Origin of the sequence: Citricoccus sp. I39-566, assembly GCF_031432995.1 — a bacterium.
Lineage (GTDB): Bacteria > Actinomycetota > Actinomycetes > Actinomycetales > Micrococcaceae > Citricoccus > Citricoccus nitrophenolicus_A.
Map to the genome: position 1 here is coordinate 1,318,064 of NZ_CP133842.1, position 17,760 is coordinate 1,335,823.

Here is a 17,760-nt window from a genome sequence, read left to right on the forward strand (position 1 = left end):
TCCACATGGCCTCAGCACCCCGCTCCGGATCCTCCCGCGGCAACAGCGGCAAGAAGGGTCCCCTCAAGGGCACCGGTGGGCACGGCCGCAAGGCGCTCGAGGGCAAGGGGCCGACCCCGAAGGCCGAGGACCGGGAGTACCACAAGGCGCACCGCTCCAAGCAGCTCTCCGAGCGCTCGGCGGCCCGCCGCCCGGCCGGCCGCAACACGCGCTCGCGCCACGCGGACGAGACGGTGGCCGGACGCAACTCCGTGGTCGAGGCCTTGCGCGCCTCCATCCCCGCGAAGGCCCTGCACGTGGCCACCCGGATCGAGATGGACGAACGGGTCCGTGAGGCCCTGAAGCTGGCCGCCGAGCGCGGCGTGCCCGTGCTGGAGAATTCCAAGCCCGAGCTGGACCGGATGACGGACGACGCCGTGCACCAGGGCCTCGTGCTGCAGGTGCCGCCGTATCAGTATGCCGAGGCCCTCGAGCTGGCCCGGGAGTCCCTGGAGCGGTGGGAGAAGGGCTATGCCACCGCCCCTCCGTTGTTCATCGCGCTGGACGGCATCACGGACCCGCGCAACCTGGGCGCGATCCTCCGCTCGGCCGCGGCCTTCTCCGCGCACGCCGTGGTGGTCCCGGCGCGCCGGTCCGTGGGCGTGACCGCCACCGCGTGGAAGACCTCCGCCGGGGCGGCCGCGCGCGTTCCCGTGGCGCAGGCGGGCAACCTCAACACCACGCTCAAGGCCTTCAAAAAGCTCGGCGTCTTCGTGCTGGGGCTCGACGGCGGCGGGGACCGTTCCCTGACCGGCCTGCCGCTGGCCACGGAGCCGGTCTGCCTCGTGGTCGGCTCGGAGGGCAAGGGCCTGTCCCGGTTGGTGCGGGAGAACTGCGACCAGATCGTGTCCATCCCGATCGCCTCGGAGATGGAGTCGCTGAACGCATCCATGGCGGTGGGCATCTCGCTGTACGAGATCGCCGTCCAGCGCGGAGCCGGCCGGGCCTGATGAGCGTGACGTCCCAGCCCACCGGGTCCATCCCGGTGCAGCTGCGCCACGTCTCCGGGCACCGCTCGCGGCCCTTCCCGCTGGGCGTCGCGGAGTCCGTGCCGGGCGTGGCGGAGGTGGCCGGCGCCGTGAACCTGGCGGTCTACGCCCCCGGGATCACCGCGCTGGACGTGGTGTTCACGGACCCCGGCTTCCCCGCGGACGCGGTGCCGAGCGCCGAGGACCTGCACCGGGCCCCGCTGTTCGACGTCACGGACCACGTGCACCACGGCACGGTACCGGGCCTGGGACACGGCAGCCTCTACGCGCTGGTGGCCCGTGACCGGCGGCTCTCCGGGGTGTCCCGGACGGGCCGGAAGACCTCCGGCAAGGTCAAGGCCCTGCCGCAACTGCTGCTGGACCCCTACGGCGATGCCGTGGTGGAGCGCGGCGGCGTGTACTGGTCCACGCGCGTGGCCGGGGACTTCGACTGGAACGGGGCCGCCAAGCCGCACATCCCGCTGCGGGACACGATCATCTACGAGGCCCACGTGATCGGCCAGACCAGGCTGCACCCGGGGATCCCCGAGGAGCTGCGCGGCACCTACGCCGGGCTGGCCCACCCCGCGATGCTGGAGTACCTGACGTACCTGGGGGTCACGGCCGTGGAGCTGCTGCCGGTCCATCACCACCGGGATGAGGACCACCTGCAGGCGGCGGGGCTGCAGAACTACTGGGGGTACAACACCGTCAGCTTCTTCGCCCCCCACCCCGGCTACGCCACGGCGGCCGCCCAGGCCGCCGGGCCCCGCGCCGTCCAGGACGAGTTCAAGGGCATGGTCAAGCTGCTCCACGAGGCCGGCATCGAGGTGCTGCTGGACGTGGTCTACAACCACACGGCGGAGGAGGGCCCTGGCGGGCCGACCTTCTGCTGGCGCGGGCTGGGGGACGAGCACTACTACCGCCATGACGCCGCCGGCCGGTACCTGGACACCACCGGCTGCGGCAACGCCCTGAACTTCGATGACCCGCAGGTGGTGCGGATGACCGTGGACTCACTGCGGCGCTGGGTGACCGACTTCCAGATCGACGGGTTTCGCTTCGACCTGGCCGTCACCATGTGCCGGGACGGCGCCCACCACTACACCCACCGGCATCCGTTCCTCGTGGCCGCGCAGGCCGACCCCGTGCTGGCCGGCACCAAGCTGATCGCCGAGCCGTGGGACGTGGGCATCGGCGGCTGGCAGACCGGGCGCTTCCCCGCCGGCTGGTCCGATTGGAACGACCGCTTCCGAGACGTGGTCCGGGACTTCTGGGTGGCCGACCGCGGGGCCATGGAGCACGGCGGCCAGGGCGGCTCCACCGCCCGCCTGGCGGACAGCCTGTCCGGGTCCGCCGCGCTGTTCGAGTCCTCGGGGCGTTCGGCGCTGGCCTCCATCAACCTCGTCACGGCCCATGACGGCTTCACCCTGGCGGATCTCGTGGCCTACAACGAGAAGCACAATGAGGCCAACGGCGAGGACAACCGGGACGGGAACTCCCACAACCGCTCCTACAACCACGGCACCGAGGGGCCGACCGGGGATGCGGAGATCCTCGAGGCCCGCGCCCAGACGGCGCGCAACGTGATGGCCACCCTGCTGCTCTCGCTGGGCGTCCCCATGATCACGGCCGGTGACGAGCTCGGCCGCAGCCAGGGCGGCAACAACAACGCCTACTGCCAGAACAACGAGATCTCCTGGACGGAATGGGACCTGGACTCCCGGCAGCAGCGCATGCTCTCCACCACGCGGCGGCTGATCGCCATCCGCAAGGAATTCCTGGCCGGCCAGCCGTACTCCTACCCGGCCCGGGACCTCGGCTACCTGAGGTGGTTCAACAGCTCGGGCCGCCCGATGACCGAGCAGGACTGGACGGACCCGCACCAGCGGCTGCTGCAGCTGCTGATCGGCGTCCCCGGCGGCCGCAGCACCGGCTTGATCGTGTTCAACGGGGGCTTGGAGACGGTCCCCTTCCGCCTGCCGGTCCCGGAGGAGCTGCGCGGAATCTCCACCGAGCAGGGCTCCGCCGTGCACACCTTCACGCTGCAGCTGTCCACCTCCCACCGTGGCGATCCCCGCCGCGGCGCCCTGTTCGCCCCGGGGGAGAATGACACGATCGAGGCCAACTCGATCACCCTCTACGACGTCTGACCCGTGCAACTGGAGGTCGAATCCGGCCCATTTACTCGCGGGTAACCCTCGAGAATGGGCCGGATTCGACCTCCAGATTCCCGGGTCCCGGGGTGTGGGTGGTCCAGTCCGGTCCTCCACAGGGTCCCAGCAGCCGGTGTATATCCCCAACGACGCCGGCCGCGCACCTCGGGCGGCCTCCTCGGCTGCAGGCTGGGCTCATGGACACCCCGGACATTCTCACCGTGGCCCAGGCGCGTGCGCTGGGCACCTCCCGCAAGACCCTTCGGGGGCGGAAGGCGGAGCATCATCTGCACGGGATCTACAGCCCGGTCCGCCGTGAACGGGATGCCCTAACTCTGCACCGGTCGCTCCTGGGTGCCGCAGGATTCAGGGGTACGGACGTGGCATCGCAGGAGTCGGCGGCAGCCCTGTGGGGGTTCCCGGATGTCCTGCCGCCGAAGGACCTGCACCTGCTGTCCGTGGCCGGCGATCGGCGGACCCGGGTGAAGGGGATGACGGGGCGCCGTGGACTGGTCCTACCCGAGGAGACGACCTTGCTGGCCGGCGTGCCCCTGACGACGCCGGCCAGGACCTGGCTGGATCTGGCGCGGACCTCAGGGGTGATGCGCCTGATCCTCTGGGCGGACTGGCTGTTCAACCCGGTTTGGGGAGGTGACTGGGACCGTGAGCCCCTCAGCACTCCTGACGAATTGAAAGCCCTGCTGGAGCGCCACCGCGGCAAGCCCGGTATCCGCACGGCCCGGCTCGCCGCCGACCGCGCCCGCGTCGGCTCCGACTCGCCCCAGGAGACCCGTCTGCGCCTGGCCCTGGTGGATGCGGGGCTGCCGGAGCCGGCCGTGAACCAGTGGATCTACGACCCCGTCACGGGCGAGCGCATCCACCAGGGTGACCTCACTTATGACGAGGTGCGGATCGACCTGGAGTACGAGGGCGAGCACCACTCGGAGAAGGGCCAGGTGCAGCGGGACATCGCCCGGTCCGAACGGCTCCAGCGCGCGGACTGGCTGGAACTGCGGTTCAGCTCCAGCCACACGAGGAACAACTGGCTCCCCGCCATCCACAAGACCAGGGAGGCCCTGCTCTCCCGAGGATGGTCTCCTCCAGGAAACTAGCGGTCGAATCCGGCCCCAAATCGAGGGTTACTCACGGGTAAGTGGGCCGGATTCGACCTCCAGTTGCAAAGGGAGAGGGGTCAGCCGGCGTTGACCACCAGGGCCATCTCGGCCGGCGAGGCCAGCAGCTCGTGCTGCGGGAGCACCCGCACGGAGTAGCCGAAGGCGCCGGAGCGGTCGATCACCAGGGCGCCGGTGAACTGCCAGCGGCCGTCCCCGAGGTCCTGGGCCGGCGCCAGCTCCAGGATGTCGGTGTCCAGCAGGCCGTCCTCCTCGTAGGCGCCGGAGGGCTTGGTGGTGACCCTGCCGTACACGGCCTGGACGGAGACGTCCTCGGGGGACAGCCCGTCCAGGTTGACGTACGCGGAGACCTGCAGCTCGTCGCCCACCTGCGGCTCCTCGCTGACCCCGAGCGAGTCCACGTGCTCCACCACCACGGAGCGGAAGCCGTCCCGGACCCTGGTCTTCCACGCGGCGAACTCGCGGGCCCGGGCGTAGTCGTCGGCGTCCAGGAGGCGGCCGGCCTCGGCGGCCGGGCGGTACAGGTCCTGCACGTAGTCCTGGACCATGCGGTCAGCGGACATGGCCGGTCCCAGGGTGGCCATCGTGTGCTTGACCATGGCCAGCCACTGGTGGGGGATGCCGTCCCTGGAGGCCGCGGACGGCCCGGCGGCACCGGCCTGGTCGGAGCTCTCGGCGCCGTAGAAGCGGGGCACGAGTTCCTTCTCGAGCAGGTCGTAGAGCGCGGCGGCCTCCACGTCGTCCCGTTCCTCGGAGGACGCCGCGGAGGAGGCGGTCGGGATGGCCCAGCCGTTCTCGCCGTCGTACATCTCGTCCCACCAGCCGTCCAGCACGGACAGGTTCAGCCCGCCGTTCATGGCCACCTTCATGCCGGAGGTGCCGCAGGCCTCGAGCGGACGCAGGGGGTTGTTGAGCCAGACATCGCAGCCGGGCATCAGGGTGGAGGCCATCTGGATGTCGTAGTTGGGCAGGAACACGATCCGGTGCCGGACCTCCGGGTCGTCCGTGAACCGCACCATCTGCTGGATCATCAGCTTGCCCTGCTCATCGGCGGGGTGCGACTTGCCGGCCACCACGAGCTGCACGGGGTGCTCCGGGTCGGTCAGCAGCCGCTTGAGCCGCGCGGGGTCCCGCAACATCAGGGTCAGGCGCTTGTAGGTGGGCACCCGGCGGGCGAAGCCGATCGTCATGACGTTCTCGTCCAGCGCGGCATCGGTCCACGCGAGCTCCGCCTCCGAGGCCCCGCGCTTGCGCCAGGAGGAGCGCAACCGGGCGCGGACGTCGGCGATCAGGGCCCGCCGCAGGGTCCGGCGCATCTCCCAGAGCTCCTCGTCCGGGACGTCGAACACCCGTTGCCAGTCGTGGCCGGCCACGGCGGAGGCCCCGAACAGCTCGATGGCCCGCGCCGAGACCGTGTCCGAGACCCAGGTGGGGGCGTGCACGCCGTTGGTGATGGAGCTGATCGGGACCTCGTCGGCGTCGAAGCCGGGCCAGAGCCCCTTGAACATCTCGCGGGAGACCGCGCCGTGGAGCTTGGCCACGCCGTTGGCGCGCTGCCCCAGGCGCAGGCCCATGACGGCCATGTTGTGCACGGACGGGTTGCCGCCCCGGTAGTCCTCGGCGCCCAGGGCCAGCACGTTCTCCACGGGGACGTTCGGGGCCAGCCCGGCGCGGAAGAACTGCTCCACGAGGGCCCGGTCGAATCGATCGATCCCGGCCGGCACGGGCGTGTGCGTGGTGAACACGGTGGAGGCCCGGACGGAGCTCAGCGCGGTCTCCCAGTCCAGTCCCTCGTTCATGAGCTCCTCGATGCGCTCGATGCCCTGGAACCCGGCGTGGCCCTCGTTCGTGTGGTAGACGGAGGGCACGCCGGTCCCGGTGAGCCGCGCGTGCAGGCGCAGGGCCCGCACCCCGCCCATCCCGAGCAGCAACTCCTGCTGCAGCCGCTGATCGCCCTCGCCGCCATAGAGGCGGTCCGTGATGGACCGGGCGGTGTCGTCGTTGGCCGGGACGTTGGAGTCCAGCAGCAGCAGGGGGACACGCCCGACGTCGGCCCGCCACACCTGGGCGTGCAGCGTCCGGCCCGCGGGCAGCGGCAACGCCACGAGGGCGGCGGAGCCGTCCGGCTCCTTCAGCAGGGTCAGCGGCAGGTTGTCCGGGTCCAGGACCGGATAGGTCTCCATCTGCCAGGCGTCCCGGGAGAGGGACTGCTTGAAGTAGCCGGACTGGTACAGCAGGCCCACGCCGATGACCGGCACGCCCAGGTCCGAGGCGGACTTCAGGTGGTCGCCGGCCAGGATGCCCAGTCCGCCGGAGTACTGCGGCAGCACGGCGGTGATGCCGAACTCGGGGGAGAAGTAGGCGATGGGACGCGGCACGGCATCGGCTCCGGCCGAGGGGCCCCAGTAGTCCTGCTGGAACCAGCGGTCCTGGGTGAGGTACTCGTCCAGGTCGGCGGTGGCCTCCTGGACCCGGGCCACGATCGAGGCGTCGGCGGCCAGCTCAGCCAGGCGCTGGCGGTCGAAGGAGCCGAGCAGGGCCACCGGGTCCTGGTTCAGCTCGGACCAGGCCTGCGGGTCCAGGTCCCGGAACAGGTTCTTGGTCTCGGGGTGCCAGGACCACCGCAGGTTGGTGGCCAGGCGGCTCAGGCCGGCGATGGACTCGGGCAGGTGGGTGCGCACGGTAAAACGACGGATTGCCTTCACAAGGCCCATTATCCACGGACCGCGGTGACCCGGCAGCCGGGCGGGTGAACCGTGGCCGACGCGGGGCTGGACGCCGGCTGAACCCTCGGCCACCACGAGGTCCGCCGGGACCCGCCCGCGTCACCGGCCCATCTTTTCGCCCTGATCAGTGGCCAGCGCCGCATCCCGGCGGTAACGTCAGGCGCGTGGGAACCGCCAAGATATCCAGCCCCTCTGTCCACTCTCGGCTGGCGCCGATGTTCAGCACCGAGGTCAAGGTCGGGCGCATTCCGGTCACCGGCGTGCAACCGAGCGTCCAGTGTGGAGCCGTTCCCGCCAAGGCCGTCATCGGGGAGGACGTCCCGGTCCGCGCCACCGTGTTCCGCGAGGGCCACGACCGGCTCGGCGCCACCGCGGTGCTCTATGGCCCGGACGGCACCGAGGTCCAGCGGGTGCGCATGAGCGAGGGAGCCCCGGGTCTGGACGAGTACCGCGCCACCCTGCGGCCGGGCTCCGTGGGCCCGCACACCTTCACCGTGGAGGGCTGGTCGGACCCCTTCGCCACGTGGCACCACGCCGCCACCGTGAAGATCGAGGCCGGGGTGGACGTCGAGCTGATGCTCGCCGAGGGAGGCGCCCTGTTCCGGAAGGCCGCCGCGGATCCGGAGCGCTCCGAGGCCGACCGCTCCGTGCTGGCCCGCGCGGTGCGCGGACTGGAGGACAGCACCCGGGACACGGCAGAACGGCTCGCCGCCGCCGATGACCCGGACCTGGCCGAGGTGCTGGCGGCCCGCCCGATCCGCGAGTTCGTCTCCGCCTCCCCGGCGTATCCGCTGGACGTGCAGCGCGCGCTCGCCGGCCGCGGCGCCTGGTACGAGTTCTTCCCCCGGTCCGAGGGCGCCGTCTACCACCCGGAGTCCGGCACCTGGTCCTCCGGGACGTTCACGACGGCGGCCCGGCGGCTCCCAGCGGTGGCGGAGATGGGCTTCGACGTCATCTACCTGCCGCCCATCCACCCGATCGGGCGGACGCACCGCAAGGGGCCGAACAACACCCTCGAGGCCGGCCCCCAGGACCCGGGCTCGCCGTGGGCGATCGGCTCCGAGGAGGGCGGGCACGACGCGATCCACCCGGAGCTGGGAAGCGCCGAGGACTTCGCGGGATTCGTCGCCCGGGCGGAGGAACTGGGGCTGGAGGTCGCCCTCGACCTGGCCCTGCAGTGCTCCCCGGACCACCCCTGGGTCACCGAGCACCCGGAGTGGTTCACCACCCAGGTGGACGGGACCATCGCCTACGCGGAGAACCCGCCGAAGAAGTACCAGGACATCTACCCGCTGAACTTCGACAACGACCCGCGCGGACTGCGCCGGGCCGTGCTGAAGGTCGTGGAGCTGTGGATCGCCCGGGGCGTGAAGATCTTCCGCGTGGACAACCCGCACACCAAGCCCCTGTGGTTCTGGGAGTGGCTGATCGCCAAGGTGCACCGCCGCCACCCGGAGGTGGTGTTCCTGGCCGAGGCCTTCACCCGGCCGGCCATGATGCACGCGCTGGGCCGCGCCGGCTTCCAGCAGTCCTACTCCTACTTCACGTGGCGGAACACCCGGGAGGAGCTTGCGGAGTACCTGCACGAGGTCACCGCGGTGACACCGGCCTACTACCGCCCGAATTTCTTCGTCAACACCCCGGACATCCTCACGGAGTTCCTCCAGTTCGGTGGGCCCGCGGGGTTCAAGATCCGGGCGGTGCTGGCCGCGCTGTCCAACCCGATGTGGGGCGTGTACGCCGGCTTCGAGCTGTTCGAGCACGTGGCCCGGCCGGGGGCCGAGGAGTACGCGGACAACGAGAAGTACGAGTTCCGGCCCCGCGACTTCGAGGGGGCCCAGGACCGCGGCGAGTCCCTCGCCCCGTTCATCACCCGGCTCAACGCGATCCGCCGCGCCCACCCGGCGCTCCAGGACCTGCAGAACCTGACGCTGCACACCGCGGACAACGAGGAGATCCTCGTGTTCTCCAAGTCCCGCCGGCACCAGCCGGAGGGGCAGCGCACGGCGCCGGCCGACGTCGGGCCCTCCGGTGCCGTGTTCCCCGGAGTGCCGGACGCCGAGGCGCTCGCCGCCTCCCTCCCCGGTCTGGCGGACACCCTGATCGTGGTGGTCAACTGCGATCCGCACGCCGCGCGCGAGGCCACCGTCTCGATCGACACCCAGGCCCTGGACCTGCGTCCGCAGGACCTGGATGCCGAGGGCCGGTTCGAGGTCGAGGACCTGATCACCGGGGCTCGCTGGCGCTGGGGCGAGCAGAACTATGTCCGGCTGGACCCCTTCATGGAGCCAGCCCACGTGCTCCGGATCGTCCGGGAGGACTGATGGCCAACTCGTTCCAGCTGCACACGCACGGGATCTCCCATGACCCGGACTGGTTCCGCACCGCCGTGTTCTACGAGGTGCTCGTGCGGGCGTTCCATGATGACAACGGGGACGGCTCCGGGGACTTCGAAGGGCTGATCAACAAGCTCGACTACCTGCAGTGGCTCGGCATCGACTGCCTGTGGGTGCCCCCGTTCTACCGCTCCCCGCTGCGGGACGGCGGCTATGACATCGCGGACTACTACGAGGTGCTGGACGAGTTCGGCACCGTCTCGGACTTCAAGCGCCTCGTGGCGGAGGCCCACGCCCGGGGCCTGCGGGTGATCATCGACCTGCCGTTGAACCACACCTCGGACCAGCACCCCTGGTTCGAGGAGTCCCGCTCGGACCCGGACGGGCCCTACGGGGACTTCTTCGTGTGGAGTGACACGGACGAGAAGTACCAGGACGCCCGGATCATCTTCGTGGACACCGAGGAGTCCAACTGGACGTTCGACCCGGTCCGCCGGCAGTTCTTCTGGCACCGGTTCTTCTCCCACCAGCCGGACCTGAACTTTGAGAACCCGGCCGTGATCGAGGCGCTGTATGACGTGGTCCGGTATTGGATGGACATGGGCGTGGACGGCTTCCGCGCCGACGCGATCCCCTACCTCTTCGAGGAGGAGGGCACCGACTGCGAGAACGATCCGCGCACGCACGTCTTCCTGCGGGACCTGCGGGCCATGGTGGACGCGGAGTACCCGGGGCGGGTCATCATCGCCGAGGCCAACCAGCCGCCGGCGGACGTGGTGGACTACTTCGGCTCCGTCGAGGACCCGGAATGCCACATGTGCTTCCACTTCCCGATCATGCCGAAGATCTTCTACGCCCTGCGGGAGCACAAGGCCACCGCCATCCTCGAGGCGCTCGCGGAGACCCCGGAGATCCCCGCCGGCACCCAGTGGGGCACGTTCCTGCGCAACCATGACGAGCTCACCCTGGAGATGGTGACCCCGGAGGAGCGCCAGGCCATGCTCGGCTGGTACGCCCCCGACTCCCGCATGCGCGCCAACGTGGGCATCCGCCGCCGGCTCGCCTCCCTGCTGGACAACAGCCGCTCCGAGCTCGAGCTGATCCACGCTCTCCTGTTGGCGATGCCCGGCTCGCCCTTCCTGTACTACGGGGACGAGCTCGGGATGGGGGACAACATCTGGCTCCCGGACCGGGACGCCTCTCGCACGCCGATGCAGTGGACCCCGGACCGCAACGCCGGGTTCTCCGAGGCTGATCCCGGCAAGCTGTACCTTCCCGTGATCCAGTCGCTCGTGTACCACTACAACCACGTCAACGTGGAGGCGCAGCTGGCCTCCAACGGCTCCCTGCTGCACTGGGTCCGGGAGACCCTGGCCATCCGCAAGCGGCACCCCGTGTTCGGGCTGGGCGACTTCACGGTGGTCCAGGCCCAGGCGGAACAGGTCCTGGCCTTCGTGCGGGACCTGCCGGCGGCCCAGAGCGGGGAGCACTACCCGGAGACCGTCCTGTGCGTGTTCAACCTCGCCCCCGAACCGGTGGCGACCTGGCTGACCGTGCCCGGCTACGAGGGACGCGGACTGCGGGACGTCTTCGGTGGCCGGCCGTTCCTGGACATCGGCGAGGACGGTCGGCTCCCCGTCACCCTGCCCGGTCACGGCTTCTACTGGCTGCGACTGCGCACCGGGCCGGAGCTGATGCCGGGCGCCGTCCCGGGAGAGGCGGCCGACCTGGCCGACCGGCCCAACCCCTACACCACGGCGCTGCCGGTCATCGCGCCGACAGCGGGTACCGGGGGCACGCCGTGACGGCGACGACGGGCGGGGCCGCGGCGCAGCCCGCGGCCTCCCTGAGCCAGCTGCTGGCCGGATGGCTGCCGGCCCAGCGCTGGTTCCCCGTGCGCGGCGGGGTCGAGCTGCACCGCGCCGGGGGGATCCGGCTGGACGAGGGCGCGGGCGCCGCCGAGCCCGGCGGCGACCTCCAGCTCCAGCTGCACGTGCTCGTGGCCACCCCGGCCGGGACCGTCCGCGGTGAGTCGGAGGGCTCGGGTGAGGGGGCCGTCGTCGTCTCCGTCCCGCTGGCGTTGCGGAGCCGGGAGCTCGAGGGCGCGCAGGCGGCGCTGATCGGCCGCTGGGAGGGCCGGGCGGGGACCCGGTGGGTCTATGACGGAACGCAGGACCCGGCGTTCCTGGCGGCGTGGCTGGAGATGATGCGCCGCGAGCTGCCCACCGCGGACGGCCGTTCTGCCGGGCACGCCTACGCCGACTTCGCCGGCTGGCCGGCCTTCGAGGCCGCCACCCTGCGCGCCCACGTGCTCTCCGGCGAGCAGTCCAACACCTCCGTGGTGGTGGACACCGAGCGCGGCGCGCTGATCCTCAAGTTCTTCCGCGTGCTGGCTGCGGGCGCCAATCCCGACGTCGAGATCGGCCTGGCGCTCTCCGCCGCCGGTTCCCGGGAGGTGCCGGTGACGTTCGGCTCCGTGACGGCGGGCTGGGACCGCGGCGGATCGGCCGATGGCGACGCCGCGGGCGGCGCCGGGGGCGTGGACACGGGGCAGGTCTGCGTGCTGCGCGAGTTCATCACCGGGTCCCGCGATGCCTGGCGCGAGGCCACCGATGCCGCGGCCGCCGGCCGGGACTTCACCGCGGAGGCCGCCGGCATCGGGGCGGCCACCGGACGGCTGCACCGGGGGCTCGCCGAGGCCTTCGGCACGAGGACCACCGGACCCCAGGCCGCCGAGGCGCTGGCAGCGCTCGCCGATCGGCTGGCCTGGGGCTGGCGGCAGGCGGCCGAGGCCGTGGGCGTGGACTACGCGGGCCCAGTCGGCGCGGTCATCGACTCGCTCCGGGCCCCGGAGCTGGCGGCCGGGCTGCCCCCGCTGCAGCGCATCCACGCCGACTACCACCTGGGGCAGGTCCTCGTCTCGCAGGACGACCAGGCCGGGGCCGGCGCCGAGCCCTGGCGCTGGACGGTGCTGGACTTCGAGGGCGAGCCCCTGCGCGCGGCGCACGAGCGCTCGGGCTGGGACCTTCCGCTGCGTGACGTGGTGGGCATGCTGCGCTCCCTCGACTACGCCGGGGCGCTCTCCGGCGCCCCCGGCTGGACGGCCCCGGTGCAGCAGGCCTTCCTGGAGGGCTACGGCCGGGCGGCCGGCGTTCCCGTGGACACCGCCTCACCGGTCTTCGCCGCGTTGATGCTGGACAAGGCCCTGTACGAGACCGTCTACGAGCTGCGGCACCGACCGGACTGGGTCCACGTCCCGGTGGCAGCCGCCCGCGACGTCCTGCGGGGCCGGACGGCGACGGCTACCGTGAGGACCGAGGACGAACCGCCACCCCGGGGCGAGGGCCGACCCCACAGCCAGCGCACCAGCCAGCGCACTAGCCAGGAGGATGCCGTGGAACGGGACGAAGCAACCAGAGCAACCAGAGCAACCGGAGGAGCCGCAGCAGCGGATGCGGCCGATGCTGTCGAGACGGCCGGCGCCCCGCGGGGTGAGACCCGGCCGCTGGAGGTCCGCGCGGAGGTGCTCGACGCCGTGGCGCACGGGCGCTACCACCAGCCGCACGAGGTGCTCGGCGCCCACCTGGGGGACTCCGGCACCGTGACCTTCCGCGTCCTGCGCCCGCAGGCCGAGGAGGTCACCGTGGTGCTCGACGACGGCACGCGGGTGCCGCTGCGCCACGAGCACGAGGGTGTCTGGGCCGGCACGGCCGAGGTGATCGAGGAGGGACACGTCCCGGGGTACAGCCTGAGCGTGGCCTACCCCGGGGTCGACGCCGCCGAGCAGGACGACCCGTACCGCTACCTGCCCACCGTGGGGGAGCTGGACCAGCACCTGTTCCGGGAGGGCCGTCACGAGACCCTGTGGACGGTGCTGGGAGCCCGGGTGCGCCGCTACTCTTCGCCCGGCGGGGAGGTCTCGGGGACCTCCTTCGCCGTCTGGGCGCCCAACGCCGCGGCCGTGCGGGTCAAGGGCGACTTCAACGGCTGGGACGGCCGCCAGCACGCGATGCGGTCCATGGGCGACTCGGGGATCTGGGAGATCTTCGTGCCCGGGGTGGGCGTCGGCGCGGTGTACAAGTACGCCCTGCTGGGACGGGACGGGCACTGGCGGGACAAGGCCGATCCGATGGCCCGCTGGACCGAGGTGCCGCCGGCCTCCGGGTCCCGCGTGGACGACTCCCGGTACGCCTTCGGCGACGCCGCGTGGATGGAGCAGCGGTCCGCGGCCGATCCGCACCAGGGCCCGATGAGCGTCTACGAGGTGCACCTCGGCTCCTGGCGGCCCGGGCTGGGCTACCGGGAGCTCGCCGATCAGCTGGTGGAGTACGTGTCCTGGCAGGGATTCACGCACGTGGAACTCATGCCGGTCGCGGAGCACCCCTTCGGCGGGTCCTGGGGCTACCAGGTCACCGGGTACTACGCCCCCACCTCCCGCTTCGGCGCCCCGGACGACTTCAAGTACCTCGTGGACCGGCTGCACCAGGCGGGCATCGGCGTCCTGCTGGACTGGGTGCCCGCCCACTTCCCCAAGGACGAATGGGCCCTGGCGAAGTTCGACGGGCAGCCGCTGTACGAGTACGCGGATCCCCGCAAGGGCGAACACCCCGACTGGGGGACCCTCGTGTTCGACTACGGGCGGACTGAAGTGCGCAACTTCCTGGTGGCCAACGCCCTGTACTGGCTGGAGGAGTTCCACATCGACGGGCTGCGGGTGGATGCCGTGGCCTCGATGCTCTACCTGGACTACTCCCGCGAGGACGGACAGTGGGTGCCCAACCAGCACGGCGGTAACCACAATCTGGAGGCGATCAGCTTCCTGCAGGAGACCACCGCCACCGCGTACCGGCGCAATCCCGGGATCGTGATGATCGCCGAGGAGTCCACGGCCTTCTCCGGGGTCACGGCCCCCACGAGCCATGGCGGGCTGGGCTTCGGGCTGAAGTGGAACATGGGCTGGATGCACGATTCCCTGTCCTACCTGGCCGAGGACCCCGTGAACCGGAAGTGGCACCACAGCGAGATGACGTTCTCCCTGGTCTATGCCTGGAGCGAGAACTACGTGCTGCCGCTGTCCCATGACGAGGTGGTGCACGGCAAGGGCTCGCTGCTGCACAAGATGCCCGGGGATCGCTGGCAGCAGCTGGCGACCCTGCGTGCCTACTACGGCTACATGTGGGCCCATCCGGGCAAGCAGCTGCTGTTCATGGGCTCGGAGTTCGGGCAGGAGTCCGAGTGGAAGGAATCCCACGGCCTGGACTGGTGGTTCACGGACACCCCCCAGCACAAGGGGCTGATGAAGGCGGTACGGGACCTCAACATGCTCTACCGTGAAGCGCCGGAGCTGTGGAGCCAGGACCACGACCCGGCCGGGTTCCAGTGGATCGACCAGAACGACGGCGACCGGAACCTCTTCTCCTTCATCCGGTGGTCCGCCCCGGATGCCGGCGGCGAGGCGCGGCCGCTGGTCTGCCTGAGCAACTTCTCCGGGAACCCCCACCACGGTGTCCGGCTCGGTCTGCCGTTCACCGGCGCGTGGGAGGAGGTCCTCAACACGGACGACTCCACCTACGGGGGCTCCGGCACCGGCACGGGTGGCCGCCTGGTGGCGACCGATGAGCCGTGGCACGGACAGCCGGCCTCGGTCGAGGTCACCGTGCCGCCCCTGGCCACCGTGTATCTGCGCCCGGTCCGCTAAGGCCCTTCACGCCCGGAACCACAGCGCACGACGTCGGCCGGTCACCTCCCGCGGGGGAGGTGACCGGCCGATTTTGCGAAGCCGGGCAAAGCTGTGTATTGTCTTCTCTTGTGCCAAGGCGCGAAAGCCAGAAAAGCTTCCGGGCCTGAAACACCGAGAATCCGCGGAATACCGGGGATCCGAGGGGTTTCGCGGCACCGGGGAAGCCGTCAGGCGGAACCGCTGGCAAGGCCCAGGCAGCTCTGAGGACCATGGTCCGGAAGAACAGCCCGGCGCGGTGGATTTGACACCGAGCCGAGAGCGGGTCTAAGCTAGAAAAGTTGCTTCGGAGCAACAAGCCAGTCGCTGAAGCGGCGGCCTGGAGAGCCGGAGTAGCGAACGGGACTTCAGTTCTAGCCCAGAGAATCGCCGGAAACGCCGATTTGACGGGAAGGAAACGAAGAACTAAGCTTGAAAAGCCGCAGATGGGAAAAGCAAAGATTTCCCCGGTTTGACCGGATTCTTTGTGAGTAGTCATCATGTGCCTGTTGTTTGAGAACTCAATAGTGTGCCAAGTTTGTTGATGCCAATTTTTTGATTGGTTATAGCTGCCGGCGTGCACCCCGTGTGTGCTGGTGGTTTTGCCATGGATTGAATGATGGCTGGCCTGGTTTTCCGCTGGGTTGGTTGTTGTTTCTTTTGTAAGTTTTTACGGAGAGTTTGATCCTGGCTCAGGATGAACGCTGGCGGCGTGCTTAACACATGCAAGTCGAACGCTGAAGCTCCAGCTTGCTGGGGTGGATGAGTGGCGAACGGGTGAGTAACACGTGAGTAACCTTCCCTTGACTCTGGGATAAGCCCGGGAAACTGGGTCTAATACCGGATACGACCTCCTGCCGCATGGTATGGGGGTGGAAAGATTTATCGGTCTTGGATGGACTCGCGGCCTATCAGCTTGTTGGTGAGGTAATGGCTCACCAAGGCGACGACGGGTAGCCGGCCTGAGAGGGTGACCGGCCACACTGGGACTGAGACACGGCCCAGACTCCTACGGGAGGCAGCAGTGGGGAATATTGCACAATGGGCGCAAGCCTGATGCAGCGACGCCGCGTGAGGGATGACGGCCTTCGGGTTGTAAACCTCTTTCAGTAGGGAAGAAGCGAAAGTGACGGTACCTGCAGAAGAAGCGCCGGCTAACTACGTGCCAGCAGCCGCGGTAATACGTAGGGCGCGAGCGTTATCCGGAATTATTGGGCGTAAAGAGCTCGTAGGCGGTTTGTCGCGTCTGCCGTGAAAGTCCGGGGCTTAACCCCGGATCTGCGGTGGGTACGGGCAGACTAGAGTGCAGTAGGGGAGACTGGAATTCCTGGTGTAGCGGTGAAATGCGCAGATATCAGGAGGAACACCGATGGCGAAGGCAGGTCTCTGGGCTGTTACTGACGCTGAGGAGCGAAAGCATGGGGAGCGAACAGGATTAGATACCCTGGTAGTCCATGCCGTAAACGTTGGGCACTAGGTGTGGGGGACATTCCACGTTTTCCGCGCCGCAGCTAACGCATTAAGTGCCCCGCCTGGGGAGTACGGCCGCAAGGCTAAAACTCAAAGGAATTGACGGGGGCCCGCACAAGCGGCGGAGCATGCGGATTAATTCGATGCAACGCGAAGAACCTTACCAAGGCTTGACATGTTCCCGACCGGGCCAGAGATGGTCTTTCCCCTTTGGGGCGGGTTCACAGGTGGTGCATGGTTGTCGTCAGCTCGTGTCGTGAGATGTTGGGTTAAGTCCCGCAACGAGCGCAACCCTCGTTCCATGTTGCCAGCGGGTTATGCCGGGGACTCATGGGAGACTGCCGGGGTCAACTCGGAGGAAGGTGGGGACGACGTCAAATCATCATGCCCCTTATGTCTTGGGCTTCACGCATGCTACAATGGCCGGTACAATGGGTTGCGATACTGTGAGGTGGAGCTAATCCCAAAAAGCCGGTCTCAGTTCGGATTGGGGTCTGCAACTCGACCCCATGAAGTCGGAGTCGCTAGTAATCGCAGATCAGCAACGCTGCGGTGAATACGTTCCCGGGCCTTGTACACACCGCCCGTCAAGTCACGAAAGTCGGTAACACCCGAAGCCGGTGGCCCAACCCTTGTGGGGGGAGCCGTCGAAGGTGGGACTGGCGATTGGGACTAAGTCGTAACAAGGTAGCCGTACCGGAAGGTGCGGCTGGATCACCTCCTTTCTAAGGAGCCCCTAGCCAAACAAGCCCCCGACCGTGGTGTTGGTGGGTGTTGTGGTTCAGGTGTAGTGCCCGTTGCGGCCCCGCGTGTGGGTCGGCGGGTTGCTCATGGGTGGAACATCAATGAATAGTGCCCTGGTCGTACCGGCTGGTGGTCTCGTAGTACTGCGCTAATGGAATGGGCGCTCTGGGTGTTGCCTGGGGTGTCGCGCCGGCGTGTGGAAGGGGAATCACTGGATCCGGAGGGATGGGGGTCTTGGCACACTGTTGGGTCCTGGGACAACAGGACCGGCCGCTTCCCGCGGCTCTGCTGCACGCTTTCGGGTGTGTGGTGGGGTGTGGAGGTGGTTGATCCGGGTGGATCTCCTTTGGGGGGTCTGGTCCTGGTTCCGGCCGCGCTGAAGCATCACGTGGGCGCTCTCCTTTGGGGGGGGTGTTGGTGGTGTGGGGGTGTGGTGCGGGTTGTTGTTTGGGAACTGCATAGTGGACGCGAG

7 protein-coding genes and 1 rRNA gene are annotated in these 17,760 nt (G+C 69.3%); 7 read left to right on the top strand and 1 reads right to left on the bottom strand.

All coding sequences use genetic code 11. The features are described 5' to 3' along the window. The first annotated feature begins 5 nt into the window (after nucleotides 1-5). The 3 genes from rlmB (at nucleotide 6) to RE421_RS06185 (ending at nucleotide 4,275) form a co-directional block, all read left to right on the top strand. Nucleotides 6-989 (top strand): 23S rRNA (guanosine(2251)-2'-O)-methyltransferase RlmB, encoded by a 984-nt coding sequence (gene rlmB, locus RE421_RS06175; protein ID WP_309815971.1) that lies wholly within the window; start codon nucleotides 6-8, stop codon nucleotides 987-989. Further along, the gene (gene glgX / locus RE421_RS06180; protein ID WP_309815972.1) at nucleotides 989-3,160 is read left to right on the top strand and encodes a glycogen debranching protein GlgX; all 2,172 of its coding nucleotides are present in this window, start codon (nucleotides 989-991) and stop codon (nucleotides 3,158-3,160) included. Before rlmB ends, glgX begins: the two co-directional genes overlap by 1 nt. A gap of 200 nt (nucleotides 3,161-3,360) precedes the next feature. After that, the gene (locus RE421_RS06185) at nucleotides 3,361-4,275 is read left to right on the top strand and encodes a hypothetical protein (RefSeq protein ID WP_309815974.1); all 915 of its coding nucleotides are present in this window, start codon (nucleotides 3,361-3,363) and stop codon (nucleotides 4,273-4,275) included. Between the two features lie 80 nt (nucleotides 4,276-4,355). Here RE421_RS06185 and glgP read toward each other — a convergent pair whose 3' ends face one another. Further along, complete coding sequence (glgP, locus tag RE421_RS06190) at nucleotides 4,356-7,001, bottom strand: alpha-glucan family phosphorylase (protein ID WP_309815976.1); 2,646 nt, start codon at nucleotides 6,999-7,001, stop codon at nucleotides 4,356-4,358. A gap of 236 nt (nucleotides 7,002-7,237) precedes the next feature. Between glgP and RE421_RS06195 the strand changes: the two genes are divergently transcribed. From RE421_RS06195 to RE421_RS06210, 4 genes are all read left to right on the top strand, one after another. Beyond that, a complete protein-coding gene (locus RE421_RS06195; protein ID WP_309815978.1) occupies nucleotides 7,238-9,346 on the top strand; it encodes an alpha-1,4-glucan--maltose-1-phosphate maltosyltransferase in 2,109 nt (702 codons plus the stop codon). Beyond that, nucleotides 9,346-11,163, top strand: coding sequence for a maltose alpha-D-glucosyltransferase (gene treS / locus RE421_RS06200; RefSeq protein WP_309815980.1), 1,818 nt, complete (start codon nucleotides 9,346-9,348; stop codon nucleotides 11,161-11,163). Before RE421_RS06195 ends, treS begins: the two co-directional genes overlap by 1 nt. Continuing rightward, complete coding sequence (glgB, locus tag RE421_RS06205) at nucleotides 11,160-15,056, top strand: 1,4-alpha-glucan branching protein GlgB (protein WP_309815983.1); 3,897 nt, start codon at nucleotides 11,160-11,162, stop codon at nucleotides 15,054-15,056. The genes treS and glgB overlap by 4 nt, the downstream gene beginning before the upstream one ends. 687 nt (nucleotides 15,057-15,743) lie before the next feature. After that, nucleotides 15,744-17,269 (top strand): 16S ribosomal RNA (locus RE421_RS06210). Nucleotides 17,270-17,760 lie beyond the last annotated feature (491 nt).

Bases quoted from the DNA above. Each gene is read 5' to 3' on its own strand.
- rlmB (WP_309815971.1), top strand. From the start codon at position 6: ATGGCCTCAGCACCCCGCTCCGGATCCTCCCGCGGCAACAGCGGCAAG.
- glgX (WP_309815972.1), top strand. From the start codon at position 989: ATGAGCGTGACGTCCCAGCCCACCGGGTCCATCCCGGTGCAGCTGCGC.
- RE421_RS06185 (WP_309815974.1), top strand. From the start codon at position 3,361: ATGGACACCCCGGACATTCTCACCGTGGCCCAGGCGCGTGCGCTGGGC.
- RE421_RS06195 (WP_309815978.1), top strand. From the start codon at position 7,238: ATGTTCAGCACCGAGGTCAAGGTCGGGCGCATTCCGGTCACCGGCGTG.
- treS (WP_309815980.1), top strand. From the start codon at position 9,346: ATGGCCAACTCGTTCCAGCTGCACACGCACGGGATCTCCCATGACCCG.